Raw genomic sequence first — 20,719 nt, forward strand, 5'->3', positions numbered from 1 at the left:
ACAAATATATTATGATTACCGACACCATAAGCAATGCCACCCGCTATGCTGCCCTGCATCCCGACTTTGCAGAGGCCTTCCATCTGTTGCAGACCCTAGATTTTGCCAATCTGCCGGACGGTCAAGTGCCGTGCGAAAATCCCAATATCCGTATTTTTATCGGCAGCGAGCCGATGAGGACTCAAGGCGAAGCTAAGCCTGAAGCGCACTTAAAACACATTGATATTCAAACGCCGATTGATGGCAGCGAAACGTATGGCTGGATAGACAGAGGCCGTCTGAAAAACGGTTTGGGCTACAACGAAAAGCGCGATATTGAGTTTTTCGACTGCGAGCCGGAAACTTGGCTGACCTTGGAGCCCGGCGAATTTGCACTATTTTTCCCGAATGATGCGCATGCCCCATTGGTCGGCGACAGGGCAAACATACGCAAAGTTGTTTTTAAAATCCGTGTTGAAACCGAACGCCTATAACTTTCCAGACGGCCTTACTTCCTTATTCAGGACACAATATGTCTTTTTTCAGCAGGTTGTTCCGCTCTAAACCTAAATTAATGACTTGGCAGGAATTTGTCGAATACTTTGCCCGTCGCATCCAAGAAGAATTGGATCTTGAGGCGAAAATCGACTGGGGCGAAAACATTGCTTCTTCGCCTATTATTGTCCAGTTTTCCGAAGACGATGAAGCATCGTTCAGCACATATTTGAGCAACCATTACACAAGTTATCTGCAAAATCCCGAGGCCTTGGAAGCTATTGTTGCTGCCAATTTAGCGGTTATCGATAAGATTCAAGACGCTGATGCCAGTGTTTCAGCACAACAAATTCTTCCGACGATTAAAAATACAATTTATCTGGAAAACGTCAGACTGATTACAAATACGGACGAAGACGAACCTGCCGATTACCTGGTATATAAACCGATTGCGGGCGATATCATGTTGCTTTATATGGTGGATACGGAAGAATCCATGCATACGCTCAATCGTGAGCATATGCAAGAGGCCGGTATTGAAGATGAAGACGCCTTGTATCGTACCGCCATGGATAATTTGCGCCAACGGATGAATGGACGTGTCCAAATTCATCATGCCGAAGGTTGGTCATTGACCCAAATCCATTTGGACAACGACTATGATGCTTCCCTGATTTTGCTTTTGGACGAAGTACTTAAAGACGATCCTATGCTGCCGGCCAATCCCGTTTTTGCAGTCCCGGCACGCAATGCCCTGCTCGTTTGCAGCCCATCCGATGAAGAGGCTTTGCAGGCGATGGCGAATATCGCCCTGCAGGCATTTGAAGATTCTGCCTACGCGATTTCTACCCAGCTTTACCAGTACCATAATGGTACAATCAGCGTTTTCAGAGCAAATTGATTTAAGGCCGTCTGAAAAACAGGCGACCTGCCCTTTACTTTAAACCTTCCCATAAGGAAACCCGAAATGACCAAACATATCGCTATCTTGCGCGGCGACGGCATCGGCCCTGAAATCGTTGCAGAAACCGTCCGTGTACTCGACAAACTTATCGAACAAGGTTTGGATGTCAGCTACGAATATGCGCCTTTGGGCGGCGAAGCCTATGACGAATACGGCCATCCTTATCCAGAATTCACGCAAAACCTTTGCCGTAAAGCCGATGCGGTTCTGCTTGGTGCAGTCGGTTCTCCTCAATACGACAATCTCGACCGTCCGTTGCGTCCTGAGCGCGGCTTATTAGCTATCCGTAAAGACTTGAATCTTTTTGCCAATTTGCGCCCTGCCATCCTTTATCCCGAGCTGGCCAACGCTTCCACTCTGAAACCGGAAATCGTAGCCGGTCTCGACATCCTTATCGTACGTGAACTGACCGGCGATATTTACTTTGGCGAACCGCGCGGCATCCGTGTTCTGGAAAACGGCGAACGCGAAGGCTACAACACCATGAAATACAGTGAAAGCGAAATCCGCCGTATTGCCCACGTTGCCTTCCAATCCGCCCAAAAACGCAGCAAAAAAGTCTGCTCCGTAGGCAAAGCCAACGTTTTGGAAACCACCGAACTGTGGCGCGAAGTCTTTGAAGAAATCGGCAAACAATACCCTGATGTCGAGCTTTCCCATATGTACGTGGACAACGCCGCCATGCAGTTGGTACGCGCGCCTAAACAATTTGACGTGATTGCTACCGGCAACATCTTCGGCGACATCCTCTCTGACGAAGCCTCCATGCTGACCGGCTCCATCGGTATGCTCCCTTCCGCTTCTTTGGACGAAAACGGCAAAGGCCTGTACGAACCTTCTCACGGCTCCGCTCCAGACATTGCCGGTCAAAACAAAGCCAATCCTCTGGCGACCGTTTTGTCCCTCGCCATGTTGCTGCGTTACAGCCTGAACGACGAAGCCCGCGCGCAACAAGTTGAAAACGCCGTACAAAAAGTACTGCAACAAGGCTTGCGTACCGGCGACATTTACGAAGAAGGTACCAAACTGGTCTCCTGCTCAGAAATGGGCGATGCCGTATTGGCCGCTTTGTAAGAGGCCGTCTGAAAAAAGCGTGGGACCAATCCCACGCTTTTTTATATGCGAAAACTCGAAACCATAAAAAAGGGCGTGTCTTCACACGCCCTTTCGTCTTATTTCAGACGGCCTTAAGATTGAAGCAATCAACCTTTTTTATGTTTGCCGCCAAAGCCGTCGTTAGACTTACGTTTGCCTTTAAAGCCTTCGCCGCCTTTTTTGAAACCGTCAGACTTCTTGAAACCGTCTTTCTTAAAGCCATCTTTTTTGAAACCGTCTTTTTTATGGCCTTCGCCGCGTGATTTGCCGCTAAAGCCTTCTTTAGCCGGTTTCTTATCGCCGCGCCAACCGCTGGATTTACGATCGCCCCAGCCGCCTTTGCCTTTCGGTTTGCCACCGGCAGATTTGCGTTTGCGTGTCGGCTCCATGCCTTCGATGGTCAGCTCAGGCAATTTGCGGCCGATGTATTTTTCGATTTTGTGTACTTTGACGTATTCGTTTACTTCGGCAAAAGTAATCGCAATACCAGTACGGCCAGCGCGACCGGTACGGCCGATGCGGTGAACGTAGTCTTCAGCCTGTTTCGGCAAGTCGTAGTTGATAACGTGGGTAATGGTCGGTACGTCGATACCGCGTGCGGCAACGTCGGTGGCAACCAAAATTTTGCAGCGGCCTTTGCGCAAGTCCATCAACGTGCGGTTACGCCAGCCTTGCGGCATATCGCCGTGCAGGCAGTTGGCGGCAAAACCTTTTTCGTACAACTCATCCGCGATGACTTCGGTCATGGCTTTGGTGGACGTGAAAATTACGCATTGGTCGATATTGGCATCGCGCAAGATGTGGTCGAGCAGGCGGTTTTTATGGCGCATATCGTCGCAGTACAACAGCTGCTCTTCGATTTTGCCTTGATCATCCACACGCTCAACTTCGATGGTTTCAGGGTCTTTGGTCAATTTGCGCGCCAGTTTGCCCACCGCACCGTCCCAAGTGGCGGAGAACAACAAAGTCTGACGGTCGCTCGGCGTTGCTTCAACGATGGTTTCGATGTCGTCGATAAAGCCCATGTCCAGCATACGGTCGGCTTCGTCCAGAATCAGCACTTCCAAACGTTCAAAATCAACTTTACCGCTCTGCATCAAGTCCATCAGACGGCCCGGAGTGGCGACAATCAGGTCAACCGGTTTGCTCAAAGCACGGGTTTGGTAGCCGAAAGATGCACCGCCGACAATGCTGACAGTACGGAACCAACGCATATTTTTAGCATACGCCAGTGCATTTTTTTCTACCTGAGCCGCCAGTTCGCGGGTCGGGGTCAATACCAAAGCGCGCGGGCCTTTGCCCGGTTTTTCGCTGCGCTTGGTCAGTTTTTGCAAAGTCGGCAGCAGGAAGGCTGCGGTTTTGCCTGAACCGGTTTGTGCCGAAGCCATAATGTCACGGCCGTCCAAAGCAAACGGAATCGCTTGCGCTTGAATCGGGGTCGGGCTTTCATAACCCTCGCTGCTTACGGCAGACAAAATGTTTTTATCAAGGTTCAAATCGGCAAATTTAATAGACATATCTATCCTAAGAGACAACAACACGCACGCCTGAACAATTTCAGACGACCTGAAGCAAAGGAAAGTAACGATACGGGAAATGTGAAGTTACAGGGTTGTCGCAAGCATCTTGCTTGTGGTTAACATCGACGACAACCTGCACAGAAAAGACTTTGCAAATATGCAAGCAATAAAAGAAACGCGCCCGAAACGGCGGTTTAGGTTGGATGACGATGGCTTCGTATCAAAAGGCGAACGGCGAATAATATAGATTTTATGGATAACAGTCAAGCAAAAAGACATCAAGTGCGTTAAAATCCAACCCCTTCCCAATACTTATTCAGGCCGTCTGAAACCATGACTGACATTACCCCCTTTGCCAACCGCTTGGGCAAAAACATCAAACATCTTATGAAATGGGCCAAACGCAACAATATCGAAGCCTGGCGCATTTACGACCGCGATATTCCCCAATTTCCCTTTGCCATCGATGTTTACGGCGACCAAATTCATCTTCAGGAATACGATACCGGCTGGCTGATGCAGCCCGAAGAATACGAAGCATGGCTTGCCGATGTATTGGAAGCCATCGGTTTTGTGACCGGCTTTGCGCCCGAACAAATCCACCTCAAACGCCGCGAACGTCAAAAAGGTTTGCAGCAATACGAGAAAACCGGCAAAACCGGCGATGATTTCGTCATTACTGAAAACGGCCGCAAGTTTTGGGTCAACCTCGACAAATACCTCGACACCGGCCTTTTCCTTGACCACCGCAACACGCGCAAAAAAGTCGGCGAAACCGCAGCTGGCAAACGCTTCCTCAACCTGTTTTCCTACACAGGCAGCTTTACCGTCTACGCCGCAACCGGCGGCGCGGTATCCAGCGAAACCGTCGATTTATCGAACACTTATCTCGAGTGGGCAAAACGCAATTTCGAACTCAACGGCATCGACCCCGAACAACACAAAATCGTCCGCGCCGATGTGTTCCAATACCTGCAAAATGCCGCAGACGAAGGCAAAAAGTTCGACCTGATCGTCATGGATCCGCCCAGCTTTTCCAACAGCAAAAAGATGCTCGACATCCTCGATATCCAGCGCGACCATAAAAAGCTGATTGACGGCGCAATGAGCCTGCTCGCTTCAGACGGCATTCTGTATTTCTCCAACAACCTGCGCAGCTTTGTGTTGGACGATTCGGTCGCGGAACAATACGCAGTCAAAGACATTTCCAAGCAGTCTGTTCCCGACGATTTCCGCAACAAAAAAATCCATCAATGCTGGGAAATCAAGCATAAATAAGCATCAGGCCGTCTGAAAGCCAGTTTTCAGACGGCCTGATTGCCATATTGAATCTCTTAATCAATAGGCGCATAATTCAAGAAATTGTTGACAATATCAAAAGGAAAAGAAAATGCAAAACTACCTGACACCCAATTTCTCATTCGCCCCCATGATTCCGGAACGTGCGCTCGGCAGCCGAGTTTGGGATACTGAAGGACGAGAATACATTGACTTGTCAGGCGGTATTGCTGTGAACGCGCTGGGCCATTGCCATCCTGATTTGGTCGCCGCCTTGGCTGAACAGTCGCAAAAACTTTGGCACATTTCTAATATCTATACTACCCAACCGGCGCAAGAATTGGCCAAAAAATTGGTCGAAAACACCTTTGCCGACAAAGTGTTTTTCTGCAATTCCGGCGCGGAAGCCAATGAAGCCGCGCTGAAACTGGCGCGCAAATACGGCCGCGATCATTTTGGCGAACACAAAACCGAAATCATCTCCTGCCTCAACAGCTTCCACGGCCGCACCCTGTTTACCGTATCCGTCGGCGGCCAGCCCAAATACAGCAAAGACTACGCGCCGCTGCCGGCCGGCATTACCCACGTTCCCTTCAATGATATTGCCATATTGGAAGCGACCATCAGCGATAAAACCTGCGCCGTGATTATCGAGCCGATTCAAGGCGAAAGCGGCATCCTGCCTGCCACCCAAGAATATCTGCAAGCCGCACGCCGTTTGTGCGACAAACACGGCGCCTTGCTCATTTTGGACGAAGTGCAAACCGGCATGGGCCATACAGGCAAACTGTTTGCCTACGAGCATTACGGCGTGACACCCAATATCCTCAGCTCCGCTAAAGCCTTGGGTGGCGGTTTCCCGATTGGCGCGATACTGACCACCGATAAAATCGCTCCAACCTTCGGCCCTGGAACGCATGGCTCGACCTTCGGCGGCAATCCGATGGCGTGCGCGGTCGGCAGCCGTGCATTTGACATCATCAATGCGCCCGAAACATTGGCACACGTTGAACAACAAGGCCAAAAACTTCAGACGGCCTTGCGTGAAATAGGCGAAAAGACCGGCATATTTAAAGAAGTCCGCGGCATGGGCTTGCTGCTTGGCTGCGTGTTGGCAGACGAATACGCAGGCAAGGCATCGGAAATTACCGCCGCCGCTTTGAAACACGGCCTGATGGTACTGGTTGCCGGCGCCAATGTGGTGCGCTTCGCCCCTAGCCTGCTGCTGAACGATGAAGACATGGCCGAAGGCTTGAAACGTTTTGAAGCGGCCTTGGACGAATGGTTGGCCTGATTTTTAAAACCCAATATCCAAATCAGCCGACAGCTTTTGGTTCTATTAATGCCATATAGTGAAGGCCGTCTGAAAGACCGTTTGAGTTTTTCAGACGGCCTTTTTTTAATATTGAAAACAACATCCGCCTACATGTTTTGTCATTTGATGTTTGTTAAAAATCGTACTGCCTCTTCGTGTTACGCTTGGCAAACAATTTGATTTTACGAAGAAAAGGAGCAGGAGATGGTATCGTTGAAAACCCAAATCGCCGGTTTTTCTTTTGACAACTGCCTGATGAATGCGGCTGGTGTGTCGTGTATGACCGTTGAGGAATTGGAAGCGGTCAGACAGTCTTCGGCAGGCACTTTCATTACCAAGACCGCAACGCTTACCCCTCGTCAAGGCAACCCCGAGCCGCGTTATCGGGACGTGCCTCTCGGCAGCATCAATTCGATGGGTTTGCCGAATCAAGGCATTGATTACTATCTGGATTACCTGCTTACCCTTCAAGAATCTGAGCCGGAACGGACATTTTTCCTATCACTGGTCGGCCTGTCGCCCGGCGAAACACATATCCTGTTGGAAAAGGTGCAAAACAGCGGGTTCAACGGCATTACCGAACTCAACCTATCCTGCCCAAACGTCGCCGGCAAACCGCAAATTGCCTACGACTTTGAAACAACCGAGATGATTTTGGATAATGCCTTTACCTACTTCGACAAGCCCTTGGGCATCAAATTACCGCCATATTTTGATATTGCCCATTTCGATCAAGCGGCGAAAGTGTTCAACCGCTATCCCCTAAAATTCGTCAACTGTGTCAACTCCATCGGCAACGGCATGTATATCGAAGACGAATCCGTCGTAATCCGCCCGAAAAACGGCTTCGGCGGCATAGGCGGTCAATACATCAAACCGACTGCGCTCGCCAATGTCCACTCATTCTATCAAAGACTGGATCCGTCTATTCAAGTCATTGGAACGGGCGGCGTTTACAGCGGCCGCGATGCGTTTGAACACATCTTGTGCGGCGCAAGCATGGTACAGATCGGCACGGCGCTACACCAGCAAGGCGTAGACATTTTTGAACGGGTTTCCCTTGAATTAACAGCCATCATGGCGCAAAAAGGTTATGAAAAAATAGAAGACTTCAAAGGCAAATTGAAATATTTTGAATAGGGTTTACTCTAAAAAACGCCCAAGGCCGTCTGAAAATTTCAGACGGCCTTGTTGTATAATTGCTCCCCACATTACCCGTCTTCCCCTTCAATGAAACTCAACCCCCAACAGCAAGCCGCGGTCAAATATCTAGGCGGCCCCCTGCTCGTCCTTGCCGGCGCAGGCAGCGGCAAAACCGGCGTGATTACGCAAAAAATCAAGCATTTGATTGTCAATGTCGGCTATCTGCCGCATACCGTTGCCGCGATTACCTTCACCAATAAAGCCGCTACGGAAATGCAGGAGCGCGTCGCCAAAATGCTGCCTAAATCGCAAACGCGAGGGCTGACGATTTGCACGTTCCACTCTTTGGGCATGAAGATTCTGCGCGAAGAGGCGAACCATATCGGTTACAAAAAAAATTTTTCCATCCTCGATTCCACTGACAGCGCGAAAATTATCGGCGAACTCTTGGGCGGTACGGGCAAAGAAGCCATATTCAAAGCGCAACACCAAATTTCCCTTTGGAAAAACGATCTAAAAACGCCTGAAGAGGTAGTTAAGACGGCCTCTAACGTGTGGGAACAACAAACAGCGCGCGTGTATGCGAGCTATCAGGAAACCCTGCAAAGCTATCAGGCAGTAGACTTCGACGACTTAATCCGCCTGCCCGCCGTACTGTTGCAGCAAAACAGCGAAGTGCGCAACAAATGGCAGCGGCGGCTGCGTTATCTGTTGGTTGACGAATGTCAGGACACCAATACCTGCCAATTCACCCTAATGAAGCTTCTGACCGGTGCGGAAGGCATGTTTACCGCCGTCGGCGATGACGACCAATCCATCTACGCATGGCGCGGCGCGAACATGGAAAACCTGCGTAAAATGCAGGAAGACTATCCGCAGATGAAGGTTATCAAGCTGGAGCAAAACTACCGCTCCACCGCGCGGATTCTCAAAATCGCCAACAAAGTCATCGAAAACAACCCCAAACTCTTTACCAAAAAACTTTGGTCGCAGTTCGGCGAAGGCGAAATCGTCAAAGTCGTTGCCTGTCAAAGCGAGCAGCATGAAGCCGACTGGGTTGTCAGCCAAATCGTCAAGCAGAAGCTGGTCGGCGGCGACAAAACCCAATACGCCGATTTTGCCGTGTTATACCGCGGCAACCATCAGGCGCGGATTTTCGAAGAAGCCTTACGCAGCGCGCGCGTTCCCTACCAACTCTCCGGCGGACAAAGTTTTTTTGATAAAGCCGAAATCAAAGACGTCTTGTCCTATTTGCGCCTGCTTGCCAATCCCAACGACGATCCCGCCTTCCTTCGCGCCGTAACCACGCCCAAACGCGGCATTGGCGACGTGACACTGGGCAAACTCAACACCTACGCGCACGAACACGAATGCAGCCTGTATGAAGCCGCGCAAACCGAAGAAGCACTTGCCCTGTTGAACCATACCAACCGCCAACACCTGCAAGCCTTCATGGATATGATTGAAAGCTACCGCGCCAAAGCCGAAACCAGCGAAGCAGGCGAGCTTATCCATAACCTGCTGAGAGAAATCGACTACGAAAACCACTTGCTAGCCAATGAGGAAGGCAAAGCAGGCGAAATCAAATGGCGCAACGTTACCGACCTGACCGGTTGGCTGGAACGCAAAGGCGAGCAAGACGGTAAAAACATCATCGAACTCGCCCAAACCATTGCCCTGATGACACTTTTGGAGGGCAAAAGCGAAGAAGAAATCGATGCCGTCAAACTCTCCACCCTGCACGCTTCCAAAGGTTTGGAATACCCCTACGTTTTCCTTGTCGGTTGCGAAGAAGGCATCTTGCCGCATAATGACAGCATCGAAGAAGACAATGTCGAAGAAGAACGCCGTCTGATGTACGTCGGCATTACCCGTGCCAAACGCCAACTTACACTGACCCACTGCCTCAAACGCAAAAAGCAAGGCACATGGCAGTTCCCCGAGCCGAGCCGCTTCATAGACGAAATGCCGCAGGAAGACATCAAAATCCTAGGCCGCAAAGGCGGCGAGCCGATTGTGAGCAAGGAAGAAGGAAAAAGTAATCTGGCGGGTTTGCTGGATATGCTGGGAAATAAAAGAAAAGGATAAAGCAAGGCCGTCTGAAAGTAAGGTTTCAGACGGCCTTATTGTCAGCAAAATGTCAAAGTCAACAATCAAATAATTTTTACTTTATACCTTTACGCCTATCCGTCCCCATTCCTCCCGATTCTTCAAAAATAAACAAAAATAATCGAATAATCAGGTACAAAATAAAAAAAGCAGGTAACACGATCGCCTCATTCCCCTTCAATTTACAAGCAAAAATTGTCAACACTTGAAGTATAAATTCACAAGCAAAATTGCATTTTTCAGGTATAATAATGGATTCCCCAACTGCATTTTGTGAGCTGAATCCATGTCTGTTGTTCTGCCCTTGCGCGGTGTAACCGCCCTTTCCGATTTCCGTGTTGAAAAACTCTTCCAAAAAGCAGCCGCCCTCGGCCTGCCCGAAGTCAAATTAAGCAGCGAATTTTGGTATTTTGTCGGTAGCGAAAAAACACTTGATGCCGCGACAGTCGAAAAACTGCAAGCCTTACTGGCAGCGCAAAGCGTTGAACAAACGCCCAAAGCGCGCGAGGGCTTGCATTTATTTTTGGTAACGCCCCGTTTGGGCACCATTTCGCCTTGGGCTTCCAAAGCAACCAATATCGCAGAAAACTGCGGTTTGGAAGGTATTGAGCGTATTGAACGCGGCATGGCCGTATGGTTGGAAGGTGCGCTTACCGACGGACAAAAACAACAATGGGCAGCCCTGTTGCACGACCGCATGACCGAAAGCGTGTTGACCGACATCGATGCAGCGGCGCAACTGTTCCACCACATCCAATCGGAAACCTTCTCCAGCGTAGATGTATTGGGCGGCGGTAAAGAAGCATTGGTCAAAGCCAATACCGAAATGGGCTTGGCGCTTTCGGCCGATGAAATCGATTATCTGGTTGAAAACTATCAGGCTTTAAACCGCAATCCGTCCGATGTTGAATTAATGATGTTCGCTCAGGCAAACAGCGAGCACTGCCGCCACAAAATCTTCAACGCCGACTTCATCCTCAATGGCGAAAAACAACCGAAATCCCTTTTCGGCATGATTCGCGACACGCACAACGCGCATCCCGAAGGCACAGTCGTTGCCTATAAAGACAATTCGTCTGTGATCGAAGGCGCAAAAGTCGAGCGTTTCTATCCAAATGCGGCAGAAAACCAAGGCTACCGTTTCCACGAAGAAGACACCCATATCATCATGAAAGTGGAAACACACAACCATCCGACCGCCATCGCGCCGTTTGCAGGCGCGGCAACGGGCGCGGGCGGTGAAATCCGTGATGAAGGCGCTACAGGCAAAGGTTCGCGTCCGAAAGCAGGCTTGACCGGCTTTACTGTTTCCAACCTGAATATCCCTGGCTTGGAGCAGCCTTGGGAACAAGCCTACGGCAAACCCGGCCATATTGCTTCCCCTTTAGACATCATGATTGAAGGCCCGATCGGCGGCGCGGCGTTTAACAACGAATTCGGCCGTCCAAATCTCTTGGGCTACTTCCGTACCTTTGAAGAAAAATTTGACGGTCAGGTCCGAGGCTATCACAAACCGATTATGATCGCCGGCGGTTTGGGTAGCATTCAGGCGCAGCAGACACACAAAGACGAAATTCCCGAAGGCGCATTGCTGATCCAACTGGGCGGCCCGGGCATGCTTATCGGCTTGGGCGGCGGCGCGGCTTCTTCCATGAACACCGGCACAAACGACGCATCTTTGGACTTCAACTCCGTACAACGCGGCAACCCCGAAATCGAACGCCGCGCGCAAGAAGTCATCGACCGTTGCTGGCAGCTTGGCGACCAAAACCCGATTATCTCCATCCACGATGTCGGCGCAGGTGGCTTGTCCAACGCCTTCCCTGAACTCGTCAACGATGCCGGTCGCGGCGCGGTATTCAAACTGCGCGAAGTGCCGCTGGAAGAACACGGACTCAACCCGCTGCAAATCTGGTGCAACGAATCGCAAGAACGTTATGTGTTGTCGATTTTGGAAAAAGATTTGGAGACCTTCCGCGCCATCTGCGAACGCGAACGCTGCCCATTTGCCGTAGTCGGTACAGCAACCGACGACGGCCATTTGAAAGTACGCGACGACTTGTTCTCCAACAACCCTGTCGATTTGCCGCTGAACGTTTTGCTTGGCAAACCGCCTAAAACCACGCGTACCGACAAAACAGTTACGCCATCTGAAAAACCGTTTAACGCCGGCGATATCGACATTACCGAAGCCGCCTACCGTGTTCTGCGTCTGCCTACAGTAGCCGCCAAGAACTTCCTGATTACCATCGGCGACCGCAGTGTCGGCGGCATGACCCACCGCGACCAAATGGTCGGCAAATACCAAACCCCCGTAGCCGACTGCGCCGTTACCATGATGGGCTTCAATACCTATCGTGGCGAAGCGATGTCTATGGGAGAAAAACCGACTGTCGCCCTGTTTGACGCGCCTGCTTCGGGCAGAATGTGCGTCGGCGAAGCCATCACCAACATCGCGGCAGTCAACATCGGCGACATCGGCAATATCAAACTCTCCGCCAACTGGATGGCGGCATGCGGCAACGAAGGCGAAGACGAAAAACTTTACCGCACCGTCGAAGCCGTCTCCCAAGCCTGTCAGGCATTGGATCTGAGCATCCCCGTAGGCAAAGACAGCCTGTCAATGAAAACCGTGTGGCAGGACGGCGAAGAGAAAAAATCTGTCGTCTCGCCGTTGAGCCTGATTATCTCCGCGTTCGCGCCAGTTCAAGACGTACGCAAAACCGTTACGCCCGTATTAAAAGACAATGCCAATTCATTCGCTATTCTGCTGATGATTGACTTAGGCAACAACAAGTGCCGTATGGGTGGGTCTGCACTGGCTCAAGTGTATAACCGAAGCGGCGGCGAAGCACCTGATATTGATGCAGGCCATCTGAAAGCGTTTTATCAGTTAATTCAGCAACTCGTTCAAGAAGATAAGTTGCTGGCCTACCACGACCGCAGCGACGGCGGTTTGTTTGTGACTCTGGCAGAAATGGCATTTGCTTCTCGCCGTGGCATGAATCTCGACCTGCTGACAATGGTAAGTAAAAATATTAACGTTCAAAACGAGTATTACTCGTCTCAAGAATGGCAAAAATTTGTCCTAACTACCCTGTTTAACGAAGAATTAGGAGCCGTTATTGCTGTTCACGCTGCCGACCACGAATATATTTTCAATTTGTGCGAGAAACTGAATCTCACGCTGCACCATTTGGGAGAGTTTGCCGACAGCGGCCATATGGTCATCAATGCAGGAGAAGAATTTTTCAATCAATCCCTTACCGACCTGCAACGCGCATGGCAGGAAACCAGCCACGCCATTCAACGTCTGCGCGACAACCCTGCCTGCGCCGACAGTGAGTTTGCCCTGATTGACGACAACGACCGCAGCGCATTGTTTGCCGACGTGAAGTTCGACGTGAACGAAGACATCGCCGCGCCTTTCGTCAACAGCGGCGCGAAACCCAAAATCGCCATCCTGCGCGAACAGGGCGTGAACGGACAAATCGAAATGGCCGCCGCCTTCACCCGCGCCGGATTCGATGCTTACGACGTGCATATGTCCGACCTGATGGCAGGCCGCGTCCACCTTGCCGACTTCAAAATGCTGGCGGCGTGCGGCGGCTTCAGCTACGGCGACGTACTCGGCGCAGGCGAAGGCTGGGCGAAATCCATCCTGTTCCACCCTGCTCTGCGCGACCAATTTGCCGCCTTCTTCGCCGACCCGAACACGCTGACATTGGGCGTGTGCAACGGCTGTCAAATGGTCAGCAACCTTGCCGAGATTATCCCGGGCGCAGAAACATGGCCGAAGTTCAAACGCAACTTGAGCGAACAGTTTGAAGCGCGCCTGAGTATGGTTCATGTTCCAAAATCCGCATCGCTGATTCTGAACGAAATGCAAGGCTCCAGCCTGCCTGTCGTGGTCAGCCACGGCGAAGGCCGCGCTGACTTCGCGCTTCACGGCGGCAACATTTCTGCCGATTTGGGCATTGCGCTGCAATATGTGGACGGTCAAAACCAAGTGACCCAAACTTATCCGCTCAATCCCAACGGCTCGCCACAAGGCATCGCCGGTGTGACCAACGCCGACGGCCGCGTTACCATCATGATGCCGCATCCGGAACGCGTGTACCGCGCCGCACAAATGAGCTGGAAACCGGAAGGCTGGACGGAACTCTCCGGCTGGTACCGCCTCTTCGCCGGAGCAAGGAAGGCTTTGGGCTAAATCGTGCCCTGATTGACTGATTGGCAAGAAAAGGTCGTCTGAAAACCTTAATTTGAGGTTTTCAGACGACCTTTTTGAAAATAAACAACTTCATAGAAATTATGGAAAACAATTTGGAGAAACTTATGTCTGATATAAAAATTTTTAAAGATATGCCAGATGATGGAGCTTATATTGACTGGCTTAAGAACAATAAAAATGGTTTTATACTAAACATAGACAAAGGTGGAACCCAATCCATATACCCTATGTTACACAAAGCTAGTGGTGGCTGTAACAGCTTTCCTACTGAACGAAAAGACAAAAATTGGACGACAAACGATTCAGATTATTTTAAAGTTTGTTCCAACTCCCGTAAGAAACTCAGTGAGTGGAGTTGGAGTGAATACGATAGAGAAAACAGATGTAAAACTTGTTTTAAAAAGGAATTAGACGAAGAAAAGACAGCTTGGCTGACTGAAGAGCAAAATTTTTACACGAACTCTATCCCACACTTAGGAAAAAATATAGCTGAACTCAAAAACCGTTTAGCCTCCGAAACTAGCACAGAAAAGCAAACCGAACTAAAAATCTTAATAAAAGTCCGCAGAGGGCAAGATCAATTCCGACAAGACCTACTCAAACTATATCCAAGCTGCCCGTTGACCGGTCTAGATATCGAGCCTTTACTCATTGCCAGCCATATCAAACCTTGGAGTGTGTGCAATAATAACGAACGTTTAGATCCCTTCAATGGTCTGATGCTCGCACCCAATATTGACGCATTATTTGATAAAGGACTGATTACGTTTGATACCGACGGGACGATAAAAATCCACCCGACAATCGATCCGGAAAATCAAGAGCGGCTTGGAATTTCTCGCGATATGAAATTAAAAATCGAACCTGAAAGCGAAAAATATTTCGAGTATCACCGCAACCATGTTTTCCAAAAAGAAGAATAAATAGTGTTGAACAGTCCGTTGATTTAAGGTTGTCTGAAAACGATTTAGCGAACCTCGCTATATCCGTTTTCAGACGACCTTTTTGCGTCCTTTTGCGTATAAAGACCAAACCCGTCGCCGTCCTTCTGTATAATTCCCACTTTTAAACTATAATCGACATATTCAGACGGCCTTTCCCGACATTATGACCCGACAAGCCTTTATCCTCAGCGATTGCGAATTTTCCGAATGTGGAGAAAAGCCTTACGCCCTGTTGACCGCAAATCCGACGAAGGAACACCACTTCATCGCCCAAACCGAGCAGCGGCAGCATTCGCATAATCCGCAGGTCAGCCCGCAAAACCAAAACGTTTACCGCCTGCCGCTGTCTATGTTCCATACTGGCGAAAAAGCCCGCGGCAAAGAACAAAACCGCAGCGAAGCGATAAGCGTCAACATCATCGGAAACTTGGCGGCGAAAAACCTCTATACGCTGACCTTTGTCGAAGACTCCGCCAACCAATACAATCTGGAAAGCTGGTTCAACCGTCATGAAAGCGGCTACGAAGAGGCCTGCAACCACCTGCGCACCTTACCTGCAGGCCGTCTGAAAACAACTACGGTAAATGCCAATACTGCCAAAGTACCGGATGCTTTGTGGCGGATATTGCGGCTGAAATTCCTCGGTATTCTGCGCAATCCGCACAACCATAAAAACCTGTTTGCCCACCGCCTACATCAAACACTTCGGGCGCGGCTGCCGGAAGTCGGTTTTGAATTTGTCCGCTTGATCAGCAAACGCGATCCCAAGCGCATCGAAGCCATTATGCAGGACTACCGTTTCACTTTTCTCGGCTATGTCGATTGGCTGGGTGGGCTTTACGGTATGTTGAGCGAAGGCGTGGCGCAACCGTCGTTGTTTGAACGGTTGTTTTGCAACATCTTTGCCGAACCCGAAGCCGTGAAAATCGAATTGTTCCGCTATCCGGAAAACACAGGGCTTTGCCTGTTTGGCGACAGCAGTTTCTGCCTGCAAGCCTCGGCCAAGCTATTCAGTGTCGGCGTTAATATCTCGCATGATATGTTTGCCATCGTCCATCTGCAAACCGACCGTTGGCACGCGTTTAAAAACACCTTTCATCACGACGCGCCCAAACTGCAAGGCCAAGTGCGGATTATCGATGGCGATCAAACCCAAAGATTGCTATTCAACCGACTGTGCATCCATCAAGCCCATGAAGCCGTGTTCGGCCAAAGCCCGAATATCAAAGATTATCTAGAGGCCGTCTGAAACCCCAAACCAGAAGAAAGCATATGAAAATCACGCCAATCCAAGCCCTAAACGACAACTACATCTGGATGATTCAAGAAGGCAACCATGCCGCCTGCGTCGATCCGTCCGATGCCACGCCCGTTTTGAAATTCCTCGTCCACAACCGCCTGATGCTGGCGCAAACATGGATTACCCATCCGCACCCCGACCATACCGGCGGCGCAAAAAGCCTGTTCCACGGCTTTTTGGAATCCCCAATCTATGGCGAAAGCGACATCGACGTAGCGACGCATACCGTCACCGCAGGTACGCAGTTCCCGTTTGGCGAAGGCTTGGTTACCGTTTGGGCAACCCCCGGCCATACCGACCGCCACATCAGCTATCTGTTGGAAAATTCAGACGGCCTGCACGTTTTCTGCGGCGATACCTTGTTCTCCGCCGGTTGCGGCCGCGTATTTACTGGCACAATCGAGCAGCTTTACGACAGTTTCCACCGATTCAACCAGCTGCCCGAAGAAACGCTGTTTTATCCGGCGCACGAATATACCGCCTCCAATCTACGCTTTGCCCAGCATATCGAGCCGGACAACGCCGACATTCAGACGGCCTTGGCCTCAGCCGAACACACGCCGACACTGCCTGTCAGCCTTGCGCACGAACGCAAAGTCAATCCGTTTTTCCGCATACACCTGCCCCAAGTTCAGGCACGCGCCGAAGAATTGAGCGGACAAAAATTAAACAGCGAACTCGAAGTCTTCGCTGCTTTGCGTGAATTAAAAAATCAATTTTAATTGGGCTTAGTTCCTAAAGAATAAGGCCGTCTGAACAATATCTGTTCAGACGGCCTTTATTATTTAGGGATTATTCCCATTCAATCGTGGCAGGCGGTTTGCCGCTGACATCATAAACCACGCGGTTGATGCCTTTGACTTCGTTGATGATGCGGTTGGACACGCGGCCAAGCAGCGAGTATGGCAGCTCTGCCCAGTGCGCAGTCATAAAATCGCTGGTAATCACGGCACGCAAAGCTACGACGTAATCGTAAGTACGGCCGTCGCCCATCACGCCGACGGATTTCACAGGCAGGAATACGGCAAAGGCTTGGCTGGTCAGGTCGTACCAAGATGTACCGTTTTCGTCGGTAGTATTGCGCAATTCTTGAATAAAAATATCGTCTGCTTGACGGAGCAAGTCGGCGTATTCTTTTTTCACTTCACCCAAGATACGCACACCCAAACCCGGGCCCGGGAACGGATGACGGTACACCATTTCGCGCGGCAGGCCCAAAGCGACGCCCAGTTCGCGTACTTCGTCTTTGAACAAGTCGCGCAAAGGCTCAAGCAATTTGAGCTTCATGTTTTCAGGCAGGCCGCCGACGTTGTGGTGTGATTTAATAGCGTGGGCTTTTTTGGTTTTCGCGCCTGCGGATTCGATTACGTCAGGGTAAATCGTACCTTGCGCCAACCATTTGGCGTTGGTAAGTTTTTTCTCTTCGGCATCAAATACTTCGATGAATTCCGCACCGATGATTTTGCGTTTTTTCTCCGGATCGGTCACGCCGGCAAGTTTCTCCAAAAACTGCTCTTCGGCATCAACGTGAATCACGCGTACGCCCAAGTTGCGGGCAAACATATCCATCACCATTTTACCTTCGTTCAAACGCAACAGACCGTGGTCAACAAACACGCAGGTCAGTTGGTCACCGATGGCGCGGTGAATCAGTGCGGCCGCTACGGAAGAGTCCACGCCGCCGGACAAACCCAAAATCACTTCGTCGCTGCCGACTTGTTCGCGGATTTTGGCAACGGCTTCTTCGATGTAGTTCGGCATGGTCCAGCTTGGTTGTGCGCCGCAAATATCCAAGACAAAGCGGTTCAACAACGCGCGGCCTTGTTTGGTGTGGGTCACTTCAGGGTGGAATTGGATACCGTAGAATTGTTTCTCAGCATTTTCCATCATGGCAATCGGGCAAGACGGCGTATCGCCGATGACAGAGAAGCCGGTAGGCAGTTTGGAAACTTTATCGCCATGGCTCATCCATACGTCGAGCGTATTAGGCGCATCGTCTTGAATGCCGCGTGTCAGCTCGCTGTCGATGGTTTTCACTTGCGCATAACCGAATTCGCGTTGGTTGCCCGGGCTAACTTCGCCGCCCAAGTGGTGCGCCATAAATTGCATGCCGTAGCAGATGCCCAAAACCGGAATACCCAAATCGAAGATGCCGGTATCGGCTTGATAATCGGATTCGTAAACGGAATTAGGGCCGCCGGAGAGGATGATGCCTTTCGGATTGAAGGCTTTGATTTCTTCCAAAGGCATGTCGAAAGAATGCAATTCGCAGTAAACATGGGCTTCGCGCACGCGGCGGGCGATCAGCTGGGTAACTTGCGAACCGAAGTCGAGAATAAGGATTTTGTCTTGGGTCATGGCGGAAACTTTGCAAAATGTAAGAAAACGGTGCGGCCGTAAGGGCAAATTTTAAATTTAAACCACAATAAAAAAGGCCGTCTGAATCGGCGGATTATACCATTGTTCAGACGGCCTTTATAGGGCAAAACCCAAATCTCTCATCTTTCTATTTTGTGTGTTTCTCAGGAATCATATCGCTGCGCGAGAGCAACAGCAGGCAACCCAACACAACCATGCCGATGGCCAGCAACGGCGAGAGGTAAATCCAGTAGCTCATGTGCAGATAAATGGCTGTACCGATATAAACCAGCATCGGGCCGGAAACGATGGACTGTTTGTTGATGCCGTCCATAATCAACACGGCAAAGCCCAAAATAATTAATGCGCCGGCAATCATGGTCGATGTCGCAGGCAAAATATCCGTAGCACGTAAAAACCAAATCGCACCAAAGATAATCAAAAACAAAGGCAGAAAAAGTGAGGGACGGGACATAACAACACTCCGTAAAGGTTTCAGACGGCCTGTATTATTGGGTGCGCCGGCCATGCAGGCAAGATATAAAAATGCAATCTTGTGTGTGATTATGCAAAGGTTAACCCAACAAAAAGGCCGTTTGAACAACGGCAAACCGAAATCGAATTTCAATTTATCCTGTTACAGACGACCTTTCAAATCATCAGGCTTTACCCGTGCTGCCGAATCCGCCTTCACCGCGCTCGCTGGCGGCAAACTCGTCCACAACCTTAAACGCGGCTTGGACAACCGGCACAATCACCATTTGCGCGATACGCTCCATCGGCTCGATGGTAAACGCTTCTTTACCACGGTTCCACAAAGAAACCTTCAATTCGCCTTGATAATCCGAGTCAATCAAACCGACCAAATTGCCCAAAACAATACCGTGTTTATGACCCAAGCCGGAACGCGGCAACAAAACGGCTGCGTAAGCAGGGTTGGCCAAATGCACCGCCAAACCGGTCGGCACGAGATATACATCGCCCGGCTGCAATACAACAGCCTCATCCAAGCAGGCACGCAAATCCAAACCGGCAGAACCGGGCGTTGCATAAGCAGGCAGGGAATCGGCCATTTTCGGATTTAAGATTTTCAGTTCGACTTCGGTTTGCATGACAGGACTCCGTATTGTTCTATATTGGAAAGGGCTACGATTATACACAAATGCCCTTGAGGCCGTCTGAAAAAACGGGGTATGATTCAGTCAAACCTAAGGAGAAAAATCATGGATCTGCACAATATCCGCGAAGATTACAGCAAACGCGAGCTGTCGGAAGCCGAATGCCACGCCGACCCGATTGTCCAATTCGAGCAATGGCTGAACGAAGCGATTCACGCCGAAGTCAACGAGCCGACAGCGGTCAATGTTGCCGCCGTAGGCGAAGACGGCAGGCCCAACAGCCGCATGGTACTGCTGAAAGAAGTCAACCCCAAAGGCTTTGTTTTCTTTACCAATTACCACAGCCGTAAAGGACGCTCCTATACGACACACCCTTTTGCCGCCATGACTTTTTTCTGGCCGGAACTCGAACGCCAAGTGCGCATTGAAGGACGCATCGAAAAACTCGACGCCGCCGCTTCGGACGAATATTTTGAAAGCCGCCCCTACACCAGCCGTATCGGCGCATGGGCAAGCGAACAAAGCGAAGTGATTTCCAGCAAAGCCGTTTTAGTGGCCAAAGCCGCAGCCGTCGGTGTCAAACATCCCCTGCATGTTCCCCGCCCGCCGCATTGGGGCGGATACCTCGTTATTCCCGACCGCATCGAATTCTGGCAAGGCCGCCCCAGCCGCCTGCACGACCGCATCCAATACCGCCTGGTTGACGGCAACTGGATACGCGAACGCCTTTCACCATAATTTTCGGATTTTCAAACAAAAATTTACTGGTTGAGTTACAATACAGCCTTTCATCGGCAGGCCGTCTGAATCTGATTTTCAGACGGCCTTTTCCCCCAATCCAACCCCTGCCGCAACCGCCGCAGAAGA

Annotated in this window: 16 protein-coding genes; 12 read left to right on the top strand and 4 right to left on the bottom strand. The window is 50.5% G+C overall.

What is annotated here, in order from left to right; translation table 11 throughout:
• Positions 1-11 precede the first annotated feature (11 nt).
• The 3 genes from ACTHRE_RS08720 to leuB all read left to right on the top strand — a co-directional run bounded on the left by ACTHRE_RS08720 (position 12) and on the right by leuB (position 2,512).
• On the top strand, positions 12-473 hold the full coding sequence (locus ACTHRE_RS08720) for a YhcH/YjgK/YiaL family protein (protein WP_004520346.1): 462 nt from the start codon (positions 12-14) through the stop codon (positions 471-473).
• Between the two features lie 38 nt (positions 474-511).
• On the top strand, positions 512-1,375 hold the full coding sequence (locus tag ACTHRE_RS08725; RefSeq protein WP_070814172.1) for a DUF1444 family protein: 864 nt from the start codon (positions 512-514) through the stop codon (positions 1,373-1,375).
• A gap of 66 nt (positions 1,376-1,441) precedes the next feature.
• Positions 1,442-2,512: a 3-isopropylmalate dehydrogenase gene (gene leuB, locus ACTHRE_RS08730; protein ID WP_070814173.1), complete on the top strand. Its 1,071-nt coding sequence runs from the start codon at positions 1,442-1,444 to the stop codon at positions 2,510-2,512.
• Positions 2,513-2,640: 128 nt separating this feature from the next.
• Here leuB and ACTHRE_RS08735 read toward each other — a convergent pair whose 3' ends face one another.
• Positions 2,641-4,050, bottom strand: a complete 1,410-nt coding sequence (locus ACTHRE_RS08735) for a DEAD/DEAH box helicase (protein WP_440344997.1) — start codon at positions 4,048-4,050, stop codon at positions 2,641-2,643.
• A gap of 336 nt (positions 4,051-4,386) precedes the next feature.
• On the opposite strand from ACTHRE_RS08735, the gene ACTHRE_RS08740 reads away from it, so the two are divergent.
• From ACTHRE_RS08740 to gloB, 8 genes are all read left to right on the top strand, one after another.
• A complete protein-coding gene (locus tag ACTHRE_RS08740) occupies positions 4,387-5,331 on the top strand; it encodes a class I SAM-dependent methyltransferase (protein ID WP_377072706.1) in 945 nt (314 codons plus the stop codon).
• A 112-nt stretch (positions 5,332-5,443) separates the two neighbouring features.
• The gene (locus ACTHRE_RS08745; protein ID WP_377072704.1) at positions 5,444-6,625 is read left to right on the top strand and encodes an aspartate aminotransferase family protein; all 1,182 of its coding nucleotides are present in this window, start codon (positions 5,444-5,446) and stop codon (positions 6,623-6,625) included.
• Between the two features lie 225 nt (positions 6,626-6,850).
• Entirely contained in the window at positions 6,851-7,786 is a 936-nt protein-coding gene (locus tag ACTHRE_RS08750; protein ID WP_440344996.1) for a dihydroorotate oxidase, read from the top strand.
• 90 nt (positions 7,787-7,876) lie between these two features.
• Positions 7,877-9,877 carry a DNA helicase Rep gene (gene rep, locus ACTHRE_RS08755; protein WP_377072700.1) on the top strand — a complete coding sequence of 667 codons (2,001 nt, stop codon included), beginning with the start codon at positions 7,877-7,879 and terminating at the stop codon, positions 9,875-9,877.
• A gap of 307 nt (positions 9,878-10,184) precedes the next feature.
• Complete coding sequence (gene purL / locus ACTHRE_RS08760; RefSeq protein WP_440344995.1) at positions 10,185-14,111, top strand: phosphoribosylformylglycinamidine synthase; 3,927 nt, start codon at positions 10,185-10,187, stop codon at positions 14,109-14,111.
• A 125-nt stretch (positions 14,112-14,236) separates the two neighbouring features.
• Entirely contained in the window at positions 14,237-15,055 is an 819-nt protein-coding gene (locus ACTHRE_RS08765; protein WP_440344994.1) for an HNH endonuclease, read from the top strand.
• 184 nt (positions 15,056-15,239) lie between these two features.
• The gene (locus ACTHRE_RS08770) at positions 15,240-16,325 is read left to right on the top strand and encodes a hypothetical protein (protein WP_314512800.1); all 1,086 of its coding nucleotides are present in this window, start codon (positions 15,240-15,242) and stop codon (positions 16,323-16,325) included.
• Between the two features lie 23 nt (positions 16,326-16,348).
• Entirely contained in the window at positions 16,349-17,098 is a 750-nt protein-coding gene (gene gloB, locus ACTHRE_RS08775) for a hydroxyacylglutathione hydrolase (RefSeq protein WP_314512801.1), read from the top strand.
• A 70-nt stretch (positions 17,099-17,168) separates the two neighbouring features.
• Here gloB and guaA read toward each other — a convergent pair whose 3' ends face one another.
• The 3 genes from guaA to dut form a co-directional block, all read right to left on the bottom strand.
• Positions 17,169-18,734, bottom strand: coding sequence for a glutamine-hydrolyzing GMP synthase (gene guaA / locus ACTHRE_RS08780; RefSeq protein WP_314512803.1), 1,566 nt, complete (start codon positions 18,732-18,734; stop codon positions 17,169-17,171).
• 148 nt (positions 18,735-18,882) lie between these two features.
• Positions 18,883-19,209: a hypothetical protein gene (locus ACTHRE_RS08785; protein ID WP_039862324.1), complete on the bottom strand. Its 327-nt coding sequence runs from the start codon at positions 19,207-19,209 to the stop codon at positions 18,883-18,885.
• A gap of 184 nt (positions 19,210-19,393) precedes the next feature.
• Complete coding sequence (gene dut / locus ACTHRE_RS08790; RefSeq protein ID WP_003680707.1) at positions 19,394-19,846, bottom strand: dUTP diphosphatase; 453 nt, start codon at positions 19,844-19,846, stop codon at positions 19,394-19,396.
• A 111-nt stretch (positions 19,847-19,957) separates the two neighbouring features.
• Between dut and pdxH the strand changes: the two genes are divergently transcribed.
• On the top strand, positions 19,958-20,590 hold the full coding sequence (gene pdxH, locus ACTHRE_RS08795; RefSeq protein ID WP_440344993.1) for a pyridoxamine 5'-phosphate oxidase: 633 nt from the start codon (positions 19,958-19,960) through the stop codon (positions 20,588-20,590).
• The last annotated feature ends 129 nt before the right edge of the window (positions 20,591-20,719 follow it).

Origin of the sequence: Neisseria sp. P0001.S007 (assembly GCF_051963655.1) — a bacterium.
GTDB lineage: Bacteria > Pseudomonadota > Gammaproteobacteria > Burkholderiales > Neisseriaceae > Neisseria > Neisseria subflava_A.

What these genes read in the sequence shown, in the direction of transcription:
- purL (WP_440344995.1), top strand. Translation starts at nt 10,185, where the DNA reads ATGTCTGTTGTTCTGCCCTTGCGCGGTGTAACCGCCCTTTCCGATTTC.
- ACTHRE_RS08735 (WP_440344997.1), bottom strand. Translation starts at nt 4,050, where the DNA reads ATGTCTATTAAATTTGCCGATTTGAACCTTGATAAAAACATTTTGTCT.
- guaA (WP_314512803.1), bottom strand. Translation starts at nt 18,734, where the DNA reads ATGACCCAAGACAAAATCCTTATTCTCGACTTCGGTTCGCAAGTTACC.
- ACTHRE_RS08770 (WP_314512800.1), top strand. Translation starts at nt 15,240, where the DNA reads ATGACCCGACAAGCCTTTATCCTCAGCGATTGCGAATTTTCCGAATGT.
- rep (WP_377072700.1), top strand. Translation starts at nt 7,877, where the DNA reads ATGAAACTCAACCCCCAACAGCAAGCCGCGGTCAAATATCTAGGCGGC.
- ACTHRE_RS08785 (WP_039862324.1), bottom strand. Translation starts at nt 19,209, where the DNA reads ATGTCCCGTCCCTCACTTTTTCTGCCTTTGTTTTTGATTATCTTTGGT.
- ACTHRE_RS08720 (WP_004520346.1), top strand. Translation starts at nt 12, where the DNA reads ATGATTACCGACACCATAAGCAATGCCACCCGCTATGCTGCCCTGCAT.
- ACTHRE_RS08750 (WP_440344996.1), top strand. Translation starts at nt 6,851, where the DNA reads ATGGTATCGTTGAAAACCCAAATCGCCGGTTTTTCTTTTGACAACTGC.
- ACTHRE_RS08740 (WP_377072706.1), top strand. Translation starts at nt 4,387, where the DNA reads ATGACTGACATTACCCCCTTTGCCAACCGCTTGGGCAAAAACATCAAA.
- gloB (WP_314512801.1), top strand. Translation starts at nt 16,349, where the DNA reads ATGAAAATCACGCCAATCCAAGCCCTAAACGACAACTACATCTGGATG.
- ACTHRE_RS08725 (WP_070814172.1), top strand. Translation starts at nt 512, where the DNA reads ATGTCTTTTTTCAGCAGGTTGTTCCGCTCTAAACCTAAATTAATGACT.
- ACTHRE_RS08745 (WP_377072704.1), top strand. Translation starts at nt 5,444, where the DNA reads ATGCAAAACTACCTGACACCCAATTTCTCATTCGCCCCCATGATTCCG.
- dut (WP_003680707.1), bottom strand. Translation starts at nt 19,846, where the DNA reads ATGCAAACCGAAGTCGAACTGAAAATCTTAAATCCGAAAATGGCCGAT.
- ACTHRE_RS08765 (WP_440344994.1), top strand. Translation starts at nt 14,237, where the DNA reads ATGTCTGATATAAAAATTTTTAAAGATATGCCAGATGATGGAGCTTAT.
- leuB (WP_070814173.1), top strand. Translation starts at nt 1,442, where the DNA reads ATGACCAAACATATCGCTATCTTGCGCGGCGACGGCATCGGCCCTGAA.
- pdxH (WP_440344993.1), top strand. Translation starts at nt 19,958, where the DNA reads ATGGATCTGCACAATATCCGCGAAGATTACAGCAAACGCGAGCTGTCG.